Annotated in this window: 17 protein-coding genes and 1 pseudogene; 8 read left to right on the top strand and 10 right to left on the bottom strand. The window is 53.1% G+C overall.

Annotated elements, in window-relative coordinates; genetic code table 11:
* Positions 1-59 precede the first annotated feature (59 nt).
* Positions 60-1,406 carry an AAA family ATPase gene (locus tag M0646_RS12385; protein WP_286625924.1) on the top strand — a complete coding sequence of 449 codons (1,347 nt, stop codon included), beginning with the start codon at positions 60-62 and terminating at the stop codon, positions 1,404-1,406.
* Positions 1,407-1,409: 3 nt separating this feature from the next.
* Complete coding sequence (locus tag M0646_RS12380) at positions 1,410-2,186, top strand: hypothetical protein (protein WP_149821303.1); 777 nt, start codon at positions 1,410-1,412, stop codon at positions 2,184-2,186.
* A 189-nt stretch (positions 2,187-2,375) separates the two neighbouring features.
* On the opposite strand, the gene cbiD is transcribed toward M0646_RS12380, so the two are convergent.
* The 4 genes from cbiD to M0646_RS12360 all read right to left on the bottom strand — a co-directional run bounded on the left by cbiD (position 2,376) and on the right by M0646_RS12360 (position 8,367).
* Positions 2,376-3,479 carry a cobalt-precorrin-5B (C(1))-methyltransferase CbiD gene (cbiD, locus tag M0646_RS12375; RefSeq protein ID WP_286649701.1) on the bottom strand — a complete coding sequence of 368 codons (1,104 nt, stop codon included), beginning with the start codon at positions 3,477-3,479 and terminating at the stop codon, positions 2,376-2,378.
* Positions 3,480-3,484: 5 nt separating this feature from the next.
* A complete protein-coding gene (locus M0646_RS12370) occupies positions 3,485-4,150 on the bottom strand; it encodes a HEAT repeat domain-containing protein (RefSeq protein WP_286625921.1) in 666 nt (221 codons plus the stop codon).
* Positions 4,151-4,272: 122 nt separating this feature from the next.
* Positions 4,273-6,711, bottom strand: a complete 2,439-nt coding sequence (ppsA, locus tag M0646_RS12365) for a phosphoenolpyruvate synthase (RefSeq protein ID WP_286625920.1) — start codon at positions 6,709-6,711, stop codon at positions 4,273-4,275.
* Positions 6,712-7,071: 360 nt separating this feature from the next.
* Positions 7,072-8,367, bottom strand: a complete 1,296-nt coding sequence (locus M0646_RS12360; protein ID WP_286625919.1) for a glutamate-5-semialdehyde dehydrogenase — start codon at positions 8,365-8,367, stop codon at positions 7,072-7,074.
* Between the two features lie 122 nt (positions 8,368-8,489).
* Here M0646_RS12360 and glgA point away from each other — a divergent pair, with 122 nt between their 5' ends.
* The 6 genes and pseudogenes from glgA (at position 8,490) to M0646_RS12330 (ending at position 15,499) form a co-directional block, all read left to right on the top strand.
* Positions 8,490-9,914, top strand: coding sequence for a glycogen synthase GlgA (gene glgA / locus M0646_RS12355; RefSeq protein ID WP_149821293.1), 1,425 nt, complete (start codon positions 8,490-8,492; stop codon positions 9,912-9,914).
* Between the two features lie 20 nt (positions 9,915-9,934).
* Positions 9,935-11,233, top strand: a complete 1,299-nt coding sequence (locus M0646_RS12350; protein WP_149821291.1) for a recombinase family protein — start codon at positions 9,935-9,937, stop codon at positions 11,231-11,233.
* Positions 11,234-11,332: 99 nt separating this feature from the next.
* Positions 11,333-12,180 (top strand): annotated as a pseudogene (locus tag M0646_RS12345) (IS630 family transposase).
* Between the two features lie 143 nt (positions 12,181-12,323).
* The gene (hrcA, locus tag M0646_RS12340) at positions 12,324-13,382 is read left to right on the top strand and encodes a heat-inducible transcriptional repressor HrcA (protein ID WP_286649700.1); all 1,059 of its coding nucleotides are present in this window, start codon (positions 12,324-12,326) and stop codon (positions 13,380-13,382) included.
* Positions 13,383-13,475: 93 nt separating this feature from the next.
* Positions 13,476-14,624: a glutamine-hydrolyzing carbamoyl-phosphate synthase small subunit gene (gene carA / locus M0646_RS12335; RefSeq protein WP_286649699.1), complete on the top strand. Its 1,149-nt coding sequence runs from the start codon at positions 13,476-13,478 to the stop codon at positions 14,622-14,624.
* Entirely contained in the window at positions 14,621-15,499 is an 879-nt protein-coding gene (locus M0646_RS12330) for a carbohydrate ABC transporter permease (RefSeq protein WP_149821285.1), read from the top strand. Before carA ends, M0646_RS12330 begins: the two co-directional genes overlap by 4 nt.
* On the opposite strand, the gene M0646_RS12325 is transcribed toward M0646_RS12330, so the two are convergent.
* The 6 genes from M0646_RS12325 to M0646_RS12300 all read right to left on the bottom strand — a co-directional run bounded on the left by M0646_RS12325 (position 15,492) and on the right by M0646_RS12300 (position 21,324).
* Entirely contained in the window at positions 15,492-17,504 is a 2,013-nt protein-coding gene (locus tag M0646_RS12325; RefSeq protein ID WP_286649698.1) for an IMS domain-containing protein, read from the bottom strand. The two genes, M0646_RS12330 and M0646_RS12325, sit on opposite strands and share 8 nt — an antisense overlap.
* A gap of 224 nt (positions 17,505-17,728) precedes the next feature.
* Complete coding sequence (locus tag M0646_RS12320) at positions 17,729-18,187, bottom strand: hypothetical protein (RefSeq protein WP_286625915.1); 459 nt, start codon at positions 18,185-18,187, stop codon at positions 17,729-17,731.
* Positions 18,188-18,212: 25 nt separating this feature from the next.
* Complete coding sequence (locus tag M0646_RS12315) at positions 18,213-18,743, bottom strand: hypothetical protein (RefSeq protein ID WP_149821278.1); 531 nt, start codon at positions 18,741-18,743, stop codon at positions 18,213-18,215.
* Positions 18,744-18,785: 42 nt separating this feature from the next.
* Positions 18,786-19,379, bottom strand: a complete 594-nt coding sequence (locus M0646_RS12310; protein ID WP_286625914.1) for a 2OG-Fe(II) oxygenase — start codon at positions 19,377-19,379, stop codon at positions 18,786-18,788.
* 33 nt (positions 19,380-19,412) lie between these two features.
* Positions 19,413-20,642, bottom strand: a complete 1,230-nt coding sequence (lptC, locus tag M0646_RS12305; protein WP_286625913.1) for an LPS export ABC transporter periplasmic protein LptC — start codon at positions 20,640-20,642, stop codon at positions 19,413-19,415.
* The gene (locus tag M0646_RS12300) at positions 20,629-21,324 is read right to left on the bottom strand and encodes an NYN domain-containing protein (RefSeq protein WP_149821272.1); all 696 of its coding nucleotides are present in this window, start codon (positions 21,322-21,324) and stop codon (positions 20,629-20,631) included. The genes lptC and M0646_RS12300 overlap by 14 nt, the downstream gene beginning before the upstream one ends.
* Between the last annotated feature and the right edge of the window lie 9 nt (positions 21,325-21,333).

The following is a 21,333-nucleotide window of genomic DNA, read 5'->3' as shown; positions in this document are numbered from 1 at the left end:
TGTCAAGGATAATTTTGTTGGATATGCCTCTGAGCGCGCTCCCTGCATAGCGGCTTCCCATGGGCAATGAAGCAAATACGGAACAGAAAATTATCCTACCGTTGCTCAAGCAGTGGGGCTATCAGTCTTCTGAGTATCAAGCCAAACCTCGAATTGGAAAGGGCTACCCTGATTTTTTGGTGACCTTACCGATGGCGGGCGATCGCCCCCTGAACTATCTGATCATTGAGGTGAAAACTCCAGCGCAGTCCCGGCTGACGGGTGGCCAGCAATTGAGGTATTACATGGAAGCAGCGCAGGCTGTTTTTGGGTTACTCACCAATGGCCGAGAATACCACCTTTTGTATCAAAATCCCCTTAGAGAACCACTTCAGCAGGTGACATGTGCTTCAGGGATCCTCGATCAACAAACCATTCAGAAACTGACTAAAATTTTACACCGCTCTGCAGCCGCTGCTCTAGTGACTGCCTTAACCCAGCAAAGGCTCAAAGTCTATCATTATTTTGAAAAGGCACTTGCAAAGAGTTTTTCTATCTCCTCAACCACTTCTAAGGAGTCACCCATGATCATTACCGTCTTTAATCACAAGGGGGGCGTTGGCAAAACAACGCTAACCCTCAATCTTGGTGCTGCCTTTGCCACGATGGGTAAGCGAGTTCTCTTGATTGATATTGACCCACAGTCTAACTTAACCATTGGCGTCGGCATTAACCCTCTCAAAGATGTAGAAGAGCAAGGCAAGAAGGATATTGCTGACCTATTGCTAGAGCCAAAGGTTGGCCTAGAAGATGTGGTCTATCAAAGAGCTTGGGGCAACCTACACCTTGACATTGTTCCCGCCCACATTCGCCTAGCTGACAAGGAACCCGCACTCATCAGCACGATTGATATTGATCGAGTATTACAACGAAAACTCAAAAATCATGGCTATGACATTGTGCTGATTGATCCACCACCCGCCTTTGGTAAAGTCAATGCCATTGCTTTAATGGCGTCTGATGGGGTACTCATACCGACGCAATTTGCCCCCTACCCTATACGGGCAATAGAGTACGTTCTAGCCCGCCTTGAGGCCATGAGGGATGCCATGGAAACTCCGCCTCGACCCCTTGGAATCGCTGTGAGTATGTATAATCGTACAACATCGGCAGCTAACTATGAGATGAAAGAGAAGTTGTCGAATATTCTTGAAAAAGCAGCCAATGGCAGACAGACCGTGCAAATTCTACCCGAATCAACATGGATTGCACACCGAGTTGTGATGTTGCGAGCCACAGAGTCTCAGCAACCGATATTTAGTAGAAAATTTTATGAAGAATTAGATCGATCAGATAAAGAATCGATTGATGATTTAACGACTTCATTTGAAAATTTAGCTCGCTATCTTTTTACTCAGGCATCATAGAGTATGAGTCACTCCAATCACATCTCGAAGCACCTCGGCTTACATCAGACACATCAGGGTCAGATTCATATTGATTATCTGACAGTACCAGAGACCTACCCCAAAGACTTATTCTCTGCTTCACCACAACTGATCCGTGAAGACTTAGATAAATATAAAACCAACCTCATCCCCCTCATTATTCGTCCAGTCACTACACCAGAAGGTGAGACAGCGTATGAAGTTGTCTTCGGCAAGGAGATAGTTGAATTTGCCCGTGAATTGGGTATCCATCAATTATGGGCATCAAGAATTGAGCTTGAAGATGAAGAAGTTCTAACCTTCCAAGAAAGATTCAAATCTATCTTGCAAATAAATTCTAAAGATGATGGTTCTTATTCACAAGAATCAGAGAGAAGTAACTTAGTTGATCAAGATTCCCAATCAGTTATGAAATTATTTTCTGAGTTACAGAAGAGCTTAAATGACCAAAATAAGGCTATTGTAAATTTTCTAGAAAAAATTTTCCAAGAATTGGATAATCTGAAAAGCAAATTTAGTGAATTGCAGCAACATATCTCTAAAGAGACAAAGACTAATCTAAATCCACAAAAATCTGTGCGCATCAACTCCTATAAAAACGCTAAGAATCTTGCCAAGAGTGTTCCGAGGTTAGAGCTTAAAGAAGCTGAAAAAATTATTCAAGAAATTAAACAGGGTAGAAAATTTAAGTCTATTGATGAGTTGAAGACAATCGCACCATCAGGCCGCTGGGATGAAGTTAGCATCTCATTTGGGTAGAGCTTTCTGCAATACAGCCCTTGTATAGCCATTTCGAAAGGAGATGAGATATTTTCAAGAGGGATAGGCTATACTCAAAGCGTCATGAATATTACTCAAGAATATGAGCTATAGCTTGGACTTATTCGTGATCAGAACATGGCAGTTTGTATTCATAAGTGCTGGTACAGATTTTATTGAGTCTTTCACTTAGTATAGCCTAATCCTTGTCAAAATTAGGTTTCCTGCCTCGCTGATGGCGATAATTTGGCGATCGCGCCCAAACAAGGCACATCCCACCTGTAATGACCGCCCCATGGGAGCAGCACAATGGGCATGGATATAGGTAATGGCGCGCTCATCAATGCGGTTGGCAATGTGGCTGAGAATCTCAGGTAAGGCTTGGGGAGCCATTGTTGCTAAAAATTTGAGGGCAGCCTCAACCGTTGGTGCTTGCCACACCTGATGCAGAGTCTCTGGGTCTAAGCCTGCAAGGGCACAAAAGGCGGTGAGAATTTCGTGGCGAGCATCCGCAAGGTGGTGATGGGTATGGAAAATGCCGCCAGCGAGTTTAATTAATTTGCCGTGGTAACCCAAGAGGAGCAACTGTTGAACCTTGTGTTGAGCAGCGGCCACCAGCATTGGCCCTAGCCAATTGGCAGTTTTTACACACAGGGAAGGGGGAATCTGGAGTTGCTGCGCCACCTGAAGGCCGTTCTCGCCAATACAAAAGACGAGGATGGGAGATTTTGCTGCTTTCTGGGCTAATTCCTCGCGATAGCGATCCAGTTGCTCCGAGGCTGTGAGGGGTTGTGCTAAGGCAGTGGTTCCCAGTAGGGAGAGTCCCTCAACAATGCCAAAAGCCGCATTCGAGGTGCGCTCTGCCAAATCTCGCCCTTGGGGCAGGAGAATCGTGACGGCGATCGCCCGCTCCTTAGGACAATAGAGCAACAGGTTAGTGGTTAACAACAAGCGGGCATAGCGATAGATAGCTGCCTCGCCCGTGGCGCGATCGCGCCCCACCCCAAAGCCCCCCTCAATGTAAATTTTGGGAGCAGTTGCAGGGTCTTGCCAGCGCACCCAAGCCCAGATCGGGGTATGGCGGGTGAGATCAAGGGGATCACTGGGTTCACTGTAGGTAATGGCCAAAGCCTGTTGGTCATCTAAGCATGCCCCTTGGGCAATCCTAAAGGTTTCACAGCGATTGGGGCGTAGCAGCGCAAGGGTGATTTCCTTGGGACAGGTTCCTTCCGTAAGGCAACGCAATGCCGCCACCGCCGCCGCCGCCGCAAAAACTGGTAGCGTATAACCCACGGGTGTTAAGTAGTTAACTGAGCCAAACTAGTGCGAGCCGCTTCGGCAACCGCTTCCGCAGAATCAGTGGTCAACTGTTCCAGCAGGGGGCGAGTCTCTGGAGTGCCAATTTGGCCAAGGGCGATCGCTAGCCGATGGCGGACTTGCCAATCGGGATACTCGACAAACTGCCGCAGGTGGACAATGCTTTCTGGTTGTTTCAGTTCACCCAAGGAACCAATGGCGGCTAATTTCACCAATTCTTGGGGATTATTGAGGGCTTCCGTGAGCAGCCCAACAGCAGCAGGATTGCCTAGGGCACCCAAGGCGGCAATGATACTAAACTGCAACAGCCAATCATCGGTACTGTGGTAGGCCGTTTCTAAATCTTCAAGGGCAAAGGGAACTTGTAGGGCAGCCATCGCATCCGCTGCAGCAGCACGGACATCCGTTTCGCTGTCATGGAGCAGGCGATCGCGCAACAGGTCATGGGCTTGATTGAGATTGACGTGCCCAAGGCTGGCAATTTGACTCACCGCAGCGTAGCGGACACGGGAATTTTCATCTTGGCTGAGGGGTTGAATGAGCCGAAAGGCATCGTTGGGGTCAAGGCTACGCAGTTGATTAATGCCCCGCAGGCGATCGCCCACATCCGCTGAGGTAATGAGTTCCTGAATTGCTGCTATGTCCACGCCAATATTCTCCACCTGATTCCTTTGATCCTACTTGCTGGCGTTACCCACAGAAAAGGGCAGAGCGATCGCGGCTTCAATTCTCTGCCCTCAGCTTAGGCGTTGTCACTGGGTTGTGCACTCTAGGCCTGTTGTTCAGCCTCAGCAATTTGCAGCATCGTCTTCAGGACGGAGTCGGGGTTGAGGCTAATGGAGTCAATCCCTTGCGCTACCAAGAATTGAGCAAACTCAGGATAGTCACTGGGGGCTTGACCACAGATGCCAATTTTGCGCCCCTTGGCCTTCGCCGTTTGAATCGCTTGCGCCACCATGCGTTTGACCGCTTCATTGCGTTCATCAAACAGGTGCGCCACCAAGGCCGAATCGCGATCCAACCCCAGCGTGAGTTGCGTCAGGTCATTGGAGCCAATGGAGAAGCCATCAAAGACTTCGGCAAAGGCATCCGCCAACACCACGTTGCTGGGGAGTTCGCACATCACATAGACTTGCAGACCATTTTCCCCTTGCTTCAGCCCATGTTTAGCCATCTCCGCCAGCACTCGCCGTCCTTCCTCTGGGGTACGACAGAAGGGAATCATCAGAATCACGTTCGTCAGCCCCATCTCATCGCGGACTTTCTTCATGGCGCGGCATTCAAGGGCAAAGCCTTCGGCATAGTTGGGGTCGTAGTAACGGGAAGCGCCCCGCCAGCCAATCATTGGGTTTTCTTCATGGGGTTCAAACTGGCGACCGCCCAAGAGGTTGGCGTACTCATTGCTCTTGAAGTCGGACATGCGCACGACCACAGGCTTGGGATAAAAGGCGGCAGCGATCGCCCCAATCCCCTGAGCCAATTTATCAACAAAGTATTCCGCCTTGTCGGTGTAGTTTTGAGTCAGCTCGGCAATTTTCCGTTTTGCCCCTTCATCGGTCAGTTCATCGTAGTGCAACAGCGCCAAGGGATGGGTCTGAATGTGGTTAGCAATAATGAACTCCATACGTGCCAACCCCACCCCATCATTGGGAATTGCCGCCAAGCTGAAGGCTTCCTCGGGGTTACCCACATTCATCAAGATTTGGGTGCGGGTCCGCGGCAGATTTTCCAGAGCCACTTCCTCCACATGGAAGGGCAGTAATCCCTGATAGACGTGCCCCTCTTCCCCTTCAGCACAGGAAACTGTGACCTCAACACCATTGGGGATGGTTTCGGTGGCATCGCCACAACCGACAATGGCAGGAATGCCCAACTCACGGGCAATAATCGCCGCATGGCAAGTGCGTCCCCCCTGATCGGTGACAATGGCACTGGCTTTTTTCATGATGGGCTCCCAGTCGGGATCCGTGCGATGGGTCACCAGCACTTCCCCCGCTTGGAACTGATCGATATTGCGGACGTTGAGAATGACGCGGGCACGGCCTTGGCCAATCATTTCGCCAACTGCCCGACCTGTGGCGAGCAACGTCCCTTTTGCTTCAAGATGGTAGCTGCGCAGGACATTCGTGGCTTTTTGGGATTGGACGGTTTCGGGGCGCGCCTGCACGATAAAGAGTTCACCTGTGAGGCCATCCTTTGCCCACTCAATATCCATCGGTGTATAGGTACCCCGCAGAGCAGAGTAGTGCTCCTCAATGAGGCAGGCCCAGCGGGCTAGGGTGAGGATTTCTTCGTCGCTGAGGGCAAATTGTTTCCGCAGTGGCTCAGGCACGGGTTCATTGCGGGTGAGCTTCGTCCCGCCAAGGGCATAGACCATGCGGATTTCCTTGGTACCGAGGGCTTTTTTCAAGATGGGTTTATAGCCCGCCTTCAAGGTTGGCTTAAAGACAAGGTATTCATCGGGGTTGACGGCACCTTGGACAACGTTTTCACCCAAGCCATAGGCGGCAGTAATCAGCGCTGTGTCCTTAAAGCCTGTTTCCGTGTCAATGGAGAACATCACACCAGAGCAGGCCAAGTCGGAGCGCACCATTTTTTGCACCCCCACCGACAGGGCCACATTGAAGTGGTCAAAGCCTTTGATCTGGCGGTAGGAGATCGCCCGATCCGTAAAGAGTGAGGCAAAGCAGCGATGACAGGCATCGAGAACGCCCTTGAGACCATGGACATTGAGGTAGGTTTCCTGCTGACCGGCAAAGCTAGCATCGGGCAAATCTTCAGCGGTGGCACTGGAGCGAACCGCCACGTCCGTATTTGGGCCATAGCGATCGCACATTTTTTGGTAGGCGGCAGCAATCGCATCCGTCAATTCTTGGGGAAACGGCGTGTGCAAAATTAGCGAGCGGATCGCTTGCCCCACGCGGTGGAGTTCTGTGACATCCTCGACATCGAGACCTTCAAGGAGCCGCCGCAGTTGGGTATCAAGATTTCCCGCTTGAATAAAGTAACGGTAGGCATAGGCCGTGGTCGCAAAACCATCGGGGACATTAATGCCTTTGGGCGTCAGTTGTTGGAGCATTTCCCCCAAAGAAGCGTTTTTGCCCCCTACCAGTGGCAGGTCTTTGCAGCTCAAGGAATTCAGTTCTAAAACAAACGCTGTTTCCCGATGGGTCACTTCACTGGTTGGTCTAGGGATAGATTGAGTCATTGTTATGCTCCCAAACATTAAGTTTCATTGATTAAATTGCCGTTTGCTGTCCCTCTGGGGATGCAACAGCAGTGCTTGAGCCGTTAAAGTTTTGAGTGTCTTTGGCTCCCTTTGCTATCGTGAATCTGTGAATCACCTAACTGCACGCAATTCCCAAGTCAGACTTGTCCGTTGACAAACGCAGGCTGCTCCTTTGCTCAAACACTGGGTAAAGCACGCAATACATTTCCAACGGAGACTGGATAGGCAAAGTTTGCAGCGGTCATCATCTGCACGGTGGTTAAATCACAATTGCCCTATATCTCCATTCTGAAACAGACAAATTGGCTTTGTTTGTTGCTTAACAATCCCTTAAATTCGTTAGGATTCCAAATCACGATGGGTAAAGGGTTTGGCATTGGCGCCGCTATAGGTTGCCACAATGTGGCCATTCCCCACCAGTTGGTATTTGTAGGTGACTAATCCCTCTAGCCCCACCGGGCCTCGCGGCGGTAATTTGTGGGTACTGATACCGACTTCAGCGCCAAAGCCATAGCGGAAGCCATCGGCAAAGCGGGTGGAGCAATTGTGAAAAACGCCAGCGGCATCCACCTCTTGCAGAAAACGGGCGGCGGCGGTGGCATCCTCGGTAACAATGGCTTCAGTGTGCCCCGATCCATAGGTGGCAATGTGATCCAGCGCGGCATCGAGATCGGGAACGACTTTGATGGAGAGGATCAAATCGCAGTATTCTGTCGCCCAGTCGGCTTCACTGGCAAGGGTCATGGGCACGAGGTGGCAGGCGATCCCGTCCCCCCGCAATTCCACCCCTGCTTTCTCAAGGGCAGCAGCCACTTTGGGTAAAAAGGCTTCGGCAATGCCCCGATGGACAAGAAGCGTCTCAATGGCGTTACAGGCGGCAGGGTACTGGGTTTTGGCGTCGAGGGTAATGGCGATCGCCTTCTCCAGATCCGCAGCGACATCCACATAGAGATGACACAGACCATCGGCGTGCCCCAGCACAGGAATCCGCGTGTTGTTCTGGATATAACGTACAAATTCATTGGAACCCCGCGGAATGATCAGATCAACCCATTGATCGAGTTGCAGCAATTCCGTAATTTCTGCCCGCCGCATCAGGAGGGCGATCGCCCCAGCGGGCACTGCCGACTTCTCTAGCCCTCTGTGAATGGCCTGCATAATCGCTTGGCAAGAGCGACTCGCCTCCTGTCCTCCCTTGAGAATGGCGCCATTCCCCGATTTAATTGCCAAGGAAGCGATCTGCACGACGGCATCGGGACGCGCTTCAAAAATTACCCCCAGCACCCCCAAAGGGCAGGTGACGCGACTGAGAATTAAGCCTGTATCCAATTCGCGATGGAGTTGGCGCTGACCTAGAGGATCCGCAAGGGCCGCCACTTGACGCACCCCGGCGATCGCCGCCGCTAGTTTACTGGGACTCAGTTCCAACCGCGCATAGAGAGAAGGATTGAGCTGATTGGCCTTGGCCTGCTCACAGTCGGCAGCATTGGCCGCCAGAATCTCCTCCCGCGCCGCCTCAAGGGCACAGGCTACCTGTTCTAAGGCATCATTGCGGGCAGTGGCATCCAGCGTCGCCAACAGACGCGCCTGCTCATGAACTTCTTTGACCCGTTGCACGAGGGGAGAATCGGTCATAGGGATTGTCAATTCCAAAGACGTATCAAGGGCGATCGTACGCCAAATTGTCCCGCACTTGTGGTAGGTTAACGGCAATTGCGTTGCCCTAGAATTGGCCAAAAAACAGGTTCAGGAGGATCATGCGAATTCTATTTGTTGCTGCTGAGGCGGCACCGCTGGCGAAAGTGGGGGGCATGGGAGATGTGGTGGGTTCCCTGCCCAAGGTGTTACGCCGCATGGGACATGATGTGCGCATCTTTATGCCCTACTATGGCTTCTTGCCCGACAAGGTGGAGATCCCCAAGGATCCCATCTGGATTGGCCATGCCATGTTTCAGACGTTCCATGTCTATGAAACCGTGTTGCCGGGGTCGGATGTTCCCCTTTACCTGTTTGGCCATCCCTGCTTTAATCCCCGCCGCATCTACTACGGTGAGGATGAGGACTGGCGGTTCACCTTCTTTGCCAATGGGGCAGCAGAATTTGCTTGGAACTACTGGAAGCCCCAGATTATCCATTGCCACGATTGGCACACGGGAATGATCCCAGTGTGGATGCATCAGGATCCCGACATTACCACTGTGTTTACAATCCATAACTTGGCCTATCAAGGGCCTTGGCGGTGGCGCCTCGAGCAAATTACTTGGTGTCCGTGGTACATGCAGGGGCACAATACGATGGCGGCAGCCGTGCAGTATGCCGATCGCGTCAATACGGTTTCGCCCACCTACGCCGAACAGATTAAAACCCCCGAATATGGTGAAAAATTGGAAGGGCTGCTGTCGTTTATTAGTGGCAAGCTCTCCGGCATTCTCAATGGTATTGATACAGAGGTCTTTGATCCCAGTACCGATCGCGCCCTTGTGCAAAACTACAGCGTAGATACCCTCGAGCGGCGTAAGGCCAACAAAATTGCGCTCCAAGAGGAACTGGGGTTGGAGGTGAACTCCGGTGCTTTCTTGGTGGGGATGGTCACCCGCTTGGTGGAGCAAAAGGGGTTGGATCTGTTGATTCAGGTGCTGGATCGCTTTTTGGCCTACACCGATAGCCAGTTTGTCCTCTTGGGAACGGGCGATCGCTACTACGAAACCCAAATGTGGCAAATTGCCTCACGGTTTCCGGGGCGCTGTAGTGTCCAGTTGCTCTACAGTGATGTCCTGTCGCGGCGGATCTATGGCGGTGCCGATGCCTTCATTATGCCGAGCCGATTTGAACCCTGTGGCATTGCCCAAATGATTGCCCTGCGCTATGGCTGTGTACCAATTGTGCGCCGTACCGGTGGCCTTGTGGATACCGTCTTTCACCATGACCCCGAGAAGCAAACGGGAACGGGCTACTGCTTTGACCGCTATGAACCCCTTGACTTCTACACCTGTCTAGTGCGGGCTTGGGAAGGGTATCGCTACAAACGGGAGTGGCACACCCTCCAGCAGCGGGGTATGCGCGAGGACTTTAGCTGGACAAAATCAGCACTAGCCTACAATGCCCTCTATAACTCCATTTATGGCTTGCCGCCGGAGACCATGCCCAATCCTAGGCCAACCCTAGTACCGGCAACGACCTGAGCCTCAGGACGATGTAATGTGTGGTCATTATTGCCTACGAGTACATTGATCCCCTCTGGCAGCCCCTACCCGATCCCCAAGTGTGGGGGCAGGAGATTGACCACTGGGTACTGGATGCGGAGGCTGCTCGGCCGCAGTTGCGGTACTGGTTGCAGCGGTTAGCACCGGGCTATTGGCTGTTGCACCAATTAAGTGCCCTTGGCCAAACGGTGATGGAAGTGAGCGATCGCCTGCGGCAACTGGAGGCAGCGGGTATTACCGTGATTGCCCTAGCCGAAGGCTACGTGAGCGATCGCCCCCCCAGTGGCGATCAACTCTTAGCCCTTTGGGATCAGGTAAAGCAGCAACTCCACCAGCAAACCCTCTGCCACAGCCATGCCCGCAATCGTCTCAAGCACCGTCCGCCGCCGGGTCGTGCTCCCTATGGCTATCGCCGCGGCAAAGAGCACTATGTCATTGATCGAGCGGCAGCCGTTGTCGTCAAGGATTTTGTCGAGCATTTTCTCCTCTATGGCTCCCTCAGTGCGGCGGTGCGCTTTATTGCCACCACCCACCACAAGCAGATTAGCGTAGCGACCGGTCGGCGCTGGTTGACCCACCCCGTCTATCGCGGCCATCTCTACTACCAAGGGAAAACGGTGATTCCCCAGACCCATGCCCCCCTGATTGCCCCCGATGAAGCGGCTCAGGTGGATCGGCTGTTGCGACGCCAACGCTCTCTGCCTCGTCGCAGTGCCAGTGCCCCCCATCCTCTGGCGGGATTGGTGATTTGCCGCCAATGTCAGCAACGCTTTGGCCGGACTCAGGTGCAACCCTACCGCCAACCGAGCCAATATGCCTATTTGCGTCCCCTCCACTGTCCCCTCTCCCCCAAGTGTCGCAGCATTCCCTACGACGCGGCTTTGGCTGCTGTGATTGATCAAATTGCTGAGCGCCTGCCGCCCGCGATCGCCCAACTGTCGCTGCTGCCGCCACCGCTGACGGCTCAACTGCAAGCAATTGAAACCCAACTGCACCGCCTTGCCGAACTAGAAGCCCAAGGCCTCTTGGATCCCGAAACCGCTCAACTGCGCCGCTATAAACTGGCTGGGGAACGGGCACAACTTGAAGCACAGCAGGCGCAATTGCCTCCTAGCAATCTTGTGCAACTAGCGGTGACCCTTGGTCAGCCGCAATTTTGGTACCAACTCTCGGCAGCGGAGCAACGGTTTTATCTACGGGAATTTTTGCGGGCGATCGAGGTGACCAGCCGCCCCTGCCAGCCTTGGTCGATCCATCTGCAATTTATTTGGGAATCCCCCATTGGCAGTACTGCTTAGCCATTTCTAGCTGAGTTTTTATAGCCATTTCGAAAGGAGATGAGATATTTTCAAGAGGGATAAGCTATACTCAAAGAGTCATGAATGTTACTCAAGAATATGAGCTATAGCTTGGACTTACGAGAGCGGGTTGTCTCCTATATCAAGCAAGGTGGCAAAATCAGTGAAGCGACTCAAATTTTTCAGGTGAGCCGCGCCACTATCCATCGCTGGCTGAAGCGAGACGACTTAGCCCCCACAGTTGTCCCCCGTCGTCCTTGGAAGCTGGATTGGGCGGCCTTAGCAGCCGATGTTGCTGCCCATCCCGATGACCGTTTAATCGACCGTGCCCAGCGATTTGGCGTTCAAGTTTCCACCATTAGTTATGCCCTCGCCCAGATGGGCATCACCCGAAAAAAAAACAGATGCGTTACCAAGAACGGTGTGAAGAAGAGCGGCAAGCGTATCAACAGCAGCTCGACACATGGGTAGAGAGCCATGGGGAGGAAACGGTAGTCTATATCGATGAGACGGGGTTTGACTCTCGAGTAGAGTGTGAGTATGGGTGGTCAGCGCGAGGCCAACGAATTGATGGAGAGCGAGCGGGGAAGCGTCAGAAAAGAGAGAGTTTAGTCGCAGGACGGTATAGACACCAGAAAGACTTCATCGCCCCAATGCTGTTTTGCGGATACTTGAATGCGGTAGGGTTTGTGAGCTGGCTGAGTCAGTACTGTTTGCCGGCATTAAAGAGACCTTCGTTGTTGATTATGGATAATGCACCGATTCATCCGAAAGGGGCGATTCAGGAAGCGGTCAAAGCGGCGGGTCACGAGGTGTTATTTTTACCGAAATACTCTCCTGATTTGAATGTAATTGAGCACGACTTCAGTGCGCTGAAGCGAGCGCGGATGTATGCAGGGTCAAACAGTTCGATTGATGAGGTGATTCGCAAGTATTGTGCTGGATAATATCTCATTCTTGATTGGAATAGCTATAGTCACAAAAGACCAATCGCCATAGCGGCAAGTTGCAACTCAGAATTGCTGAAATACAAAGGCTAGTTTATAGATAGATAAAAAACACAGATAACAAGTCACAGGTGTAAGGGGTTATGACGATTGAACTCAGCGATCGCCAAAAGCAAATTCTGGGCGCCACCATTAACCATTACATTGCCACCGCAGAACCTGTTGGCTCAAAGGCGATCGCCACGGAATACAACCTCAACGTCAGCCCGGCCACGGTGCGCAATACGATGCTGCTCCTCGAAAAAAGTGGCCTGCTTTACCAACCCCACACCTCCGCAGGGCGGGTGCCCTCTGATTCTGGCTATCGCGTCTATGTGGATGAACTAATCCAGCCCATTCCCGATGTGGCTCGCAAAGCCGAGAGCCTCTTGAGTGAGCGGTTTATCTGGGGACAACAACGTCTTGAGGTGATCTTGCGGCAAGCGGCGCAGTTGCTCTCAGATCTCAGCGGTTACATTACGCTGATCACGCTGCCCAATCGTTTGGAGCGGCAGATTCGCCTCATTCAGCTGGTGGCTTTAGAGCCGCACCAAGTGATGGTCATTCTTGTTCTCGATACCTATGAAACCCAATCCGCCCTGATCCAATTGGATCAAGGGGAAGAGGAGCCTGAGCTGCGGGAGCGGACTGTACAGGTACTGACCAACTTTCTTAACCATCAGTTGCAGGGGCGATCGCTGGTGGAACTCAGTGCCATTGACTGGCAAAAACTGGATTTGGAGTTTCAGACCTACAGTCAGCAGCTTCAGACCCTACTGCGGCAGTTGAGCGATCGCTACAGCCAGCAAGGCACCTCCTTTGTCATCAGTGGTCTTGCCGATGTTCTCCAGCAGCCAGAGTTTTCCCAAGTGGAGCAGGTACAAATGCTACTGCATCTTCTCGAAGACCAACAGGATCAACTGGCTCCCTTGATCAGTGCCGATACCCAAGCCCCCTCGCAGGTGCAAATCCGCATTGGCAGTGAAAATACCTTAGCGCCGATGCAGTCCTGTACATTGGTCTATTCCTGCTACTGCTATGGGGACTCCCCCGTGGGCAGTATTGGCATTCTAGGGCCGACGCGGATGCCCTATGCACGGATTATTCCCCTAGTGGCCACAGCGGCAGATTATCTAACCGAACAGGTGAGTCGCCGCAAGTAAGAAAATCAAAACATCAGAGAATTCTTGTGCAGTCAACGGCCGGCTTTATCATGCACAATAAACTATTGGGCTTTCCCAGTTGGAGATATTGAAATGCCGACACCCGCCTTGCTGGTTCTTGCCGATGGTTCAGTCTTTCGCGGTTTTTCCTTTGGGGCACCGGGAACGGCCATTGGAGAGGTGGTTTTTAACACCGGCATGACGGGTTATCAAGAGGTACTCACCGACCCTAGCTATTGTGGTCAAATCGTGACATTCACCTACCCTGAGTTGGGCAATACCGGAACCACGCCCGAAGACGATGAATCCGATCGCCCCCAAGTGCGCGGTGCGGTTGCTCGCCATATTTGTGACATTCCCAGTAACTGGCGATCGCAACAATCCTTACCTGATTACCTCAAAGCCCATCGCATTCCCGCAATTTATGGGATTGACACCCGCGCCCTCACCCGCAAAATTCGTACTGTCGGTGCCATGAATGGCGGCATCTCCACGGAAATCCTTGATCCCATTGAACTGCTGCAAAAAGTCCTTGCCGCTCCCAGTATGCAGGGACAAAATCTAGCCAAGGTGGTGACCACCCGCACCCCCTATGAATGGACAGAGCCAACGCCCCCGGCCTGGGAATTTCGTCCCCAAACGGCCAGCGAAGAGCCACCGCTAACAGTTGTGGCCATTGACTTTGGTGTGAAGCGCAATATTCTCCGTCGCTTGGCCAGCTATGGCTGCCGTGTGATTGTCGTGCCGGCGGATACGCCAGCGGAAACGATTCTCAGCTATGACCCCGATGGCATTTTCCTCTCCAATGGCCCCGGCGACCCTGCGGCGGTTCAGGAAGGCATTGAAACCGCACGCAAATTACTGGTGGCTCAGCGTCCCATGTTTGGCATTTGTCTGGGGCATCAGTTGTTGGGACTTTCTTTGGGGGCGGAAACCTTCAAGCTGAAATTTGGTCACCGGGGGTTGAACCAGCCCGCTGGCCTGACGCGGCAAGTGGAAATTACCAGCCAAAACCACGGCTTTGCCATTACTGAAGAATCCCTTGCCCAAACCCCCGTTGAGATTACCCACTTTAACCTCAATGACAAAACCGTTGCCGGTCTGAAGCACCAAACATTGCCGATTTTCTCAGTGCAGTATCACCCTGAGGCCAGCCCCGGCCCCCACGATGCTGATTATCTCTTTGGCGAGTTTGTGGCGCAAATGCGTGCCTATCGTCAACAGCACCCCCGCAGCCAATGAAAGGGCGATCGCTCACCTCCTATCTCTTTCTTGCCCCTGCCTTGGGGTTACTCACACTGACGGTCTTTTGGCCAGCCCTACAGGCCTTTTTCCTTAGTTTCACTCGCTATGAGATGGATCTCCTGAGTCCGCCTGTGTGGGTGGGATGGGCCAACTTTGCGCAATTGTGGCGCGATGGTGTTTTCTGGAAAACCTTGGCCAATACTTTCCTCTATTTAGTGGTAGTGGTGCCGATTCTGGCGATCGCCCCCCTGCTGTTGGCGATTTTGGTCAATCAACCCCTGCGGGGCATCCACTGGTTTCGTGCTGCCTACTACAGCCCCGTGATTATCTCAATGGTGGTGGCGGGGATTGCTTGGCGCTGGCTCTATGCCCCCAATGGCCTCTTCAACCAACTGGTACAGGGTCTACATCTGCGGGACACCCCGATTCCTTGGCTGACAAGTCCCCAACTCGCCCTCTTTAGTGTCATGGCCGTCACGATTTGGAAAGGCTTGGGCTACTACATGGTGATCTATCTGGCGGGACTTCAGGGGATTAGTGGTGAACTCTACGAAGCGGCAGCACTCGATGGTAGTGACGGCTGGCGACAGCATTGGGATATTACCTTACCGCTGATGCGTCCCTATATTCTTTTGGTGAGCATTATCTCAGCAATTTCTGCCACGAAGGTCTTTGAAGAGGTCTATGTCATGACCCAAGGGGGGCCCCTCAATAGCTCCAAGACCATTGTTTATTACATCTACGAGAATGCCTTTCAGCGCTTAGAGATAAACTACGCCTGTACGATGGGACTGGTCTTATTCCTATTTATCCTGTCGTTGTCTCTCTTGAATCTCAAGTTTGGCCGACAGGTGGAAATGCCCCTTAGCTAACCACCTGCATGCGTTGAATCAACCATTGATTGCCGCGACGGGTAAAGGTGTAAATGACGCGGTAGGGATCGCTATAGGAAATATCATTGCGTAGCGTCCCCTGTTCATAGAAACGGGCATCCTCATTGACTTCCGCCAATACATCCACGCGATCGCTCCCTCGGGGACGGACTTCCTTCACTTCTAGGTTCTTGAGGGTATAGACCCAATGGCTGCCCTCGGATTTTAAGCTCTGTGCCCGCGATCGCCAGCGGCTGAGTTCTGGCTCCGCCAAAATCGTTGCTAGTTTGTCCACCTGAAACGTCATACCCAAGGCTTTGGCTTTAATTTGCTGCCACTGATGGAGGCGATCGCGTGCCATCTCCGGCGTTAAGGTGGTGGCTAAGGTCGTTGGTTGTGGCGTTGCCACAGGAGTTGGCGTCGGGGTCACTGGCGGTGGTGGGGGGGCTTCAGCCGTTTTGGCTGGCCAATAGACTTTTGCCAAGGCGCCTAACCCAACAAGAACAACCCCTGCACCCATCCAAAACCAAGTCTGACGTTTTTTGTGGTGACTGGTTGGCGGGCGGCGCCGTTTGGGAGTGGATGCTGGGGGCGTGTCGGTCTCCGTGGCGGTTGAAGAGCGGGTAGCAGCCGATGCCGAAAAGCCTTGACCCAGCCCAGTATGATACTCCAAGGGCAACGTTTCCGCTGTGAAGGAGACGGGCGGCGGCACGGCCACCGTTGGTCTAATGACTTCGGGGAGGGCAGAGGCAGTGGTGCTGGGCGGTTCAGGGGCAAAGGAGTCGTCACTGAGAGCTTCTAGGTAGGTTTGGATATCGGGATCCGCAAAGTAGGCATCCAAGGCCACCGGCGTTTCCCCCAAATCCCGAAAGGCAGGATAAATTTCTTCCCGTAGCCATTGCTCTGTGTAGTAGTACAGCCCCGGCAGCAGATCGCTGGAGTCATGGGAATGACGGCGGATAAAGGCGAGACTCTGCTGATCTTGAGATTTATCGAGAGCGGCCAGTGCCTCAGCAGGTTGACCCAACAGCAGTAAACAACTGGCCAGTTCAAGGTAGATGTCTTGATTGGGAGAGAGTCGCTCTAGTAAATCCTTGGCGCGGCGAATATAGCTTGGCTGAAGTTCCTGTACACCCCGTGCCACCAGCGCATGCACTGCCAGATAGGTCGCTACTGCTGAGGGACGGCGGGATTCTCGTTCAAAGAGTTCCTGTTGCTCTGCTACGGTGAGATGGCTGCGCAGTTGCAAAATAAATTTCAGAAAATCCTCAACCCCAAGGCCAGAGTGATCGTCATGGCGACCTTCAATCCCCCCGCGATCGCTGAGCATCTCCCGCAGCAATAAAATACCCCGCTGCCGATTCACACTATCGGATAGCGGCAGTGCCAGTAACTCCAGAATGTGGTAGGGACGTAGGCGATTCAGTTCCGTCTGAAACTGCTCTTGGAGTTCAGGAAACAGGTTCGCCCGCTGAAGTACCCCTAGACCGGCTGCGAGGCGAGAGGCGGCTGCTTGGTAGGACTGCCGCTGCCATTCCTCGCGTCCCAATTCCAAATAGGCCAAAGCCACAGTCAGCGTAATGTCAGCAACGACGGCAGAGGAAGTATAGGGGCGGTTGAGATCAAAAGCATCCCCCTTTAGGAATTGTTCTCCCAGTTTGACCACTTGGGAGTAGTTCCCCAGTTCATAGAGCAGGAGGAGCGCCCCCGAAAATTGCTGATCACTAATTTCAAGGTGGGGAGCGGTGGTATCGGGATCCAACTGGGCAATCAAATCATCAGGGTCAACGGCACGGCGGTGGCGATCGTAGGCATGGCGCTGCTCAGGTTCTCGCAAAACCGCATAGGCTTGCTCAATGAGTTCACGACGGGTGGCAACGGTGGTGGGGGAGTGTTGATGGGTGGGCAGTTGCAACAGCCGATCCTGAAACGCTTGCTCGATTTGCTCCGGCGTTGCCTGAATTGGCACACCCAGCACTTGGTAATAGTCGAGGGGAATGCGCACCTGAACCCAAACCTCTAGAGATAAACCAGTCCATCAACCGCAACACGTGCCTTGATTTAGGAAGAACAGGGAACCCCTCCAAAAATGGCTAAGGGTTTAGAAATTACACCAGAAGCCTTTGGGAATGACACTACAGAGGATTCCCAGAAAAAAGGGAGCATCAAGCGTTCTAGGGTATCACAATTTTTGCCCCTCAGTGCGAGTTTGCGCAGAGATTGGCTGGCTTAGCCGCGCACTTTTGCTGTAAAGCCAGAGGCCTTAAATTGCTCCAACTGCAAAGGTGTTGGTTGGTCGTAGGGCACGCTAATGCGAATTTCAAAATCGCTAATGCCAGGTGGAATCACATCAATTGCCCCAACTCGTGTGCGGTTTTGCAACACTGGATTGCCATTGGCATCGTAGATGCGGCCAAAGACATCGGCATCCACCACTGTTTTGCCGGATTTATTCTCTGCTTTGCCAGTAATCAGGTAGCAGTTGGCCTTGAGGGTGGTCCCCCCGGGTGTGACTGAACCTTCACCAATTTCTGGCGGGCATTCGTGGTAACTGAGGTCAAAGAGCCGCACTTGAATAGCGGCGATCGCCGGCAGCGTGGCGATACTTGACCAGCACAGGACACTCAGGAGCAAACACACCACTGCTCGACGCAGATAGGCCACAAACCGATTCGCACTCATGGTCATCGCTCAGCACTTCAACACGCCCCTATTATCCCACAGTGGTCAAAATCCACAGATCAACCGCTCCCAAGAGCAGCGTAAAGACGGCCAAAATACCGTACATCCAAGGCTGAGCAAGGGGCTTAACCACCTCTGTGGGCAATCCGGTATGGGTTTCAATGGCACGCATCATTTGGGCAAACCCCGCCACTCGCATCGGCAGAAGATACCCCTGACCTGTGGCAGTGACTAGATAATAGACCAAGCCCCCTTGGCTGGTACTGCGGGGCTGAAGCCCTTGAATCTCTGACCAAGCCAGTTGCCACTGCCGCCGCAGGAAGGGGGGCACCCAACCGGGATAGGTGAGGCAAATCCCTTGCGCGTCCAGTTCTACCCGCTGACTCAGTGCCCCCCAGAGCAAAATGCCCCCACAGGCGATCGCCCCCCAAAGCAGCAGGGGTGAAACAGGCGCCGCCGTCTGTGCCGCCAAAAAGGGGAGAGGAAGTGTGAGTGCGCCATAGAGGGCAATGAGCGTTCCAGAAATCAGGGGCGAGGTTTTGAAGCGCAGAGGTTCAGTCATGGTTGTTGCTGAGTTATTGCCTCAAGGGTTCATGATCATCCATCAATAGAATAGCCAAGTGGCAAAGGCATATTTAGTCCCCTGCACCACGGGCAAAGCCGTATGGGGATGGGTGTAGTAGGCGGGAAAGACAACGACATCACCGGTGCGGGGTGTGACCTTCACCCCTTGGCGATCGAAATAGGTTTCTCCCCCCTGAAAGTCCTCGTTGAGATAGCCCACTAAACTCACATCCCGTGTTGGGATACCTTGCGCCAGTTCCATTTGCCGACTGGCCAGCAGCAGGTTGTCCACATGGCGGCGATAGCCCTCGCCCACGCGATAGCGCAGGATCGAGAAGTTCTCAATTTCAGGAAAGCGAATGCCATAGTGCTGGTAGAGGACGATTTGAATCGTTTGTGTGGCTTGAAGCAGAATCTGCCGCATCGTGTCCTGTTGGGGATCTTGGGGATCAAAGCGGAGCAAACTGCCACCGCGCACTGAGCGATCGACCGTCCCCATGAGAATTTGCGCATCCTCAAACCCCACCTTCTCAGCCGTAGCAATCACCTGCTGACACTGGTGAGCCGGAATCAAACGCTGGAAGAGGAGAATCTCACCCCCCAAGTCAAGAATTTGCAATGGTGCAGCACTCATAGGGCAAAGATTGTTGCTATCTCTACCATCGGTTTAGGGGAGGCGTAGTTGCAGCGGTACTTCACTTCGGACATTGCCACTGACAATCACCTCTTGGCGATCGAGCCACCCCTTTGCCCGCTGTCCCTGAATTTGAATGCGGGGATTGCGCTGGCGGTAAAAGACGCCCCCTTGGGCTTCCACTTCCTGTTGAGGAATCCGCCAAATCAGTTGAGCCGTGCGCAGGTGGGCATTGGGGCGCTGAATTTCCACTTGACCGCTGGCTTCCACCCGCTCTTGGGGAATCCACCAATTGAGGCGTTGGGCACGCAGTTGTGCCTGTTGAGGTTGGCTATTGATCTGGGCATTGTCAAAGATGGCGCGGTTTTCAGCCATCAGGAAGACACCACGATTGGCCTGCCCTTGAATGCCTTGAGTGGAGGACTGCACCCGCACCGGGCGATCGCTTACCAATTGCTGCTGCGGAATCAACCAGCGTACCGTTTCTCCTTCAACCCGTAGGGCAGGGTTGGGAAGCTGCACTTGAACACCCCCCTCAAGGGTAACTACCTGATCGCTAATCGACCAGATGGCTCTTTGGGCTTGCAGCCGCTGCCCTTGGCGATCGCCCGCTACACCGCGGACGGTGACCCCCCCTTGACCAATCACCCCTGCCAACAGTCGATTGGGTTGCTGCTGCCACACTAGACTCTCCGTACTGAGTTGCAAATCCTTGGCCTCCTTGGCTGACGAGGTCACCTGAACGGCATTGAGGGCACGCAGTTCTTGGCGTTGGCTATCGGCTTCGAGGCGCTTAGCAGTAACAGTGACTTGGGGATAGCGGGCTTGCAAGTTTTTCTGGGCAATGAGAACGCCGCGATCGCCCTGCCAGACCAATTGATCGGCCACAATCGTCCCCTTTTGCTGGAGATCAGTGACGGTGGTGCGGCCTGCAATCCAGAGTTGTCCATCCCGCTGCCGCACATTGACTGCCTTAGCTTGCACCTTGTAAACAGTTTTGCCCTCTGCCTTTAATTCCCCCGTCAGGTTTTGAATCTCCAATTGCTGGCGATCGTCATCACGATAGCGCGCTCCCGCCGCTTGTAATAACCAGAGAAGTTCACCTTTGGCATTGGTTTGCCGTAGGGTCAGATTTTGCAGCTTGACCTCCCCCGTGATTTCTGGTTCTGGTGAGGGTTCCTCGCCCACCCATTGATCCACCCAGCCGCAGCCTGTCAAGGCCAGTACAAGGCAAAGGGGGAGGAGGGGTCTAGGCAGAGGCATTGTTGTCTAGGTTCTCTAGGGTCTCGGGTGACTTATTGGGCGCAGCTTCATCTTTCCCTTCGGCGGTATCTTGCTCCCAATGGGGAGTCACAATGGGGGGCGGCGTCAGGCTACCCGTGACGGGGCGATAGGTATAGGTTGGGCGGGGTGCTTTTTGGATTTCTTCGCGGATGCTTTCGAGATCAATGTAGCGATCGGCAACGTTAATCAGGCTATCGCTCGTCATCGATCGCAAGCTCACCACCTCGACCCGTGCCCCCCGATAACTCACAGCATCCACCGCATAGGCCAAATCCCCATCGCCGCTAACCAAGATGGCCGTATCATAGCAGCCCACCAGTGCCATCATATCGACGGCAATTTCCACATCAAGGTTGGCCTTTTTCGAGCCATCCGGCAGTTGAACCAGTTCCTTGGAGACGACACGGTAGCCATTGCGGCGCATCCACAGCAAAAACCCCTGCTGTTTTTCATTGGTGGGGTCAACCCCTGTATAGAAGAAGGAGCGAAAGAGACGGGAACCTTGGGTCAAGTAGCAGAGGAGTTTTGAATAGTCAATTTCAATGCCCAGTTGGAGTGCTGCATAGAAGAGGTTGGAGCCATCAATAAAAATGGCAACGCGCCCGCGATTTTGTAACACCTGTTCTGGCGTGTAAATAGCTGAAGACGAAGATGTAACCATGTAGAAATC

This window comes from Thermosynechococcus sp. B3 (assembly GCF_030323045.1).
GTDB lineage: Bacteria > Cyanobacteriota > Cyanobacteriia > Thermosynechococcales > Thermosynechococcaceae > Thermosynechococcus.
This window is presented reverse-complemented; position numbering and strand designations above follow the sequence as displayed.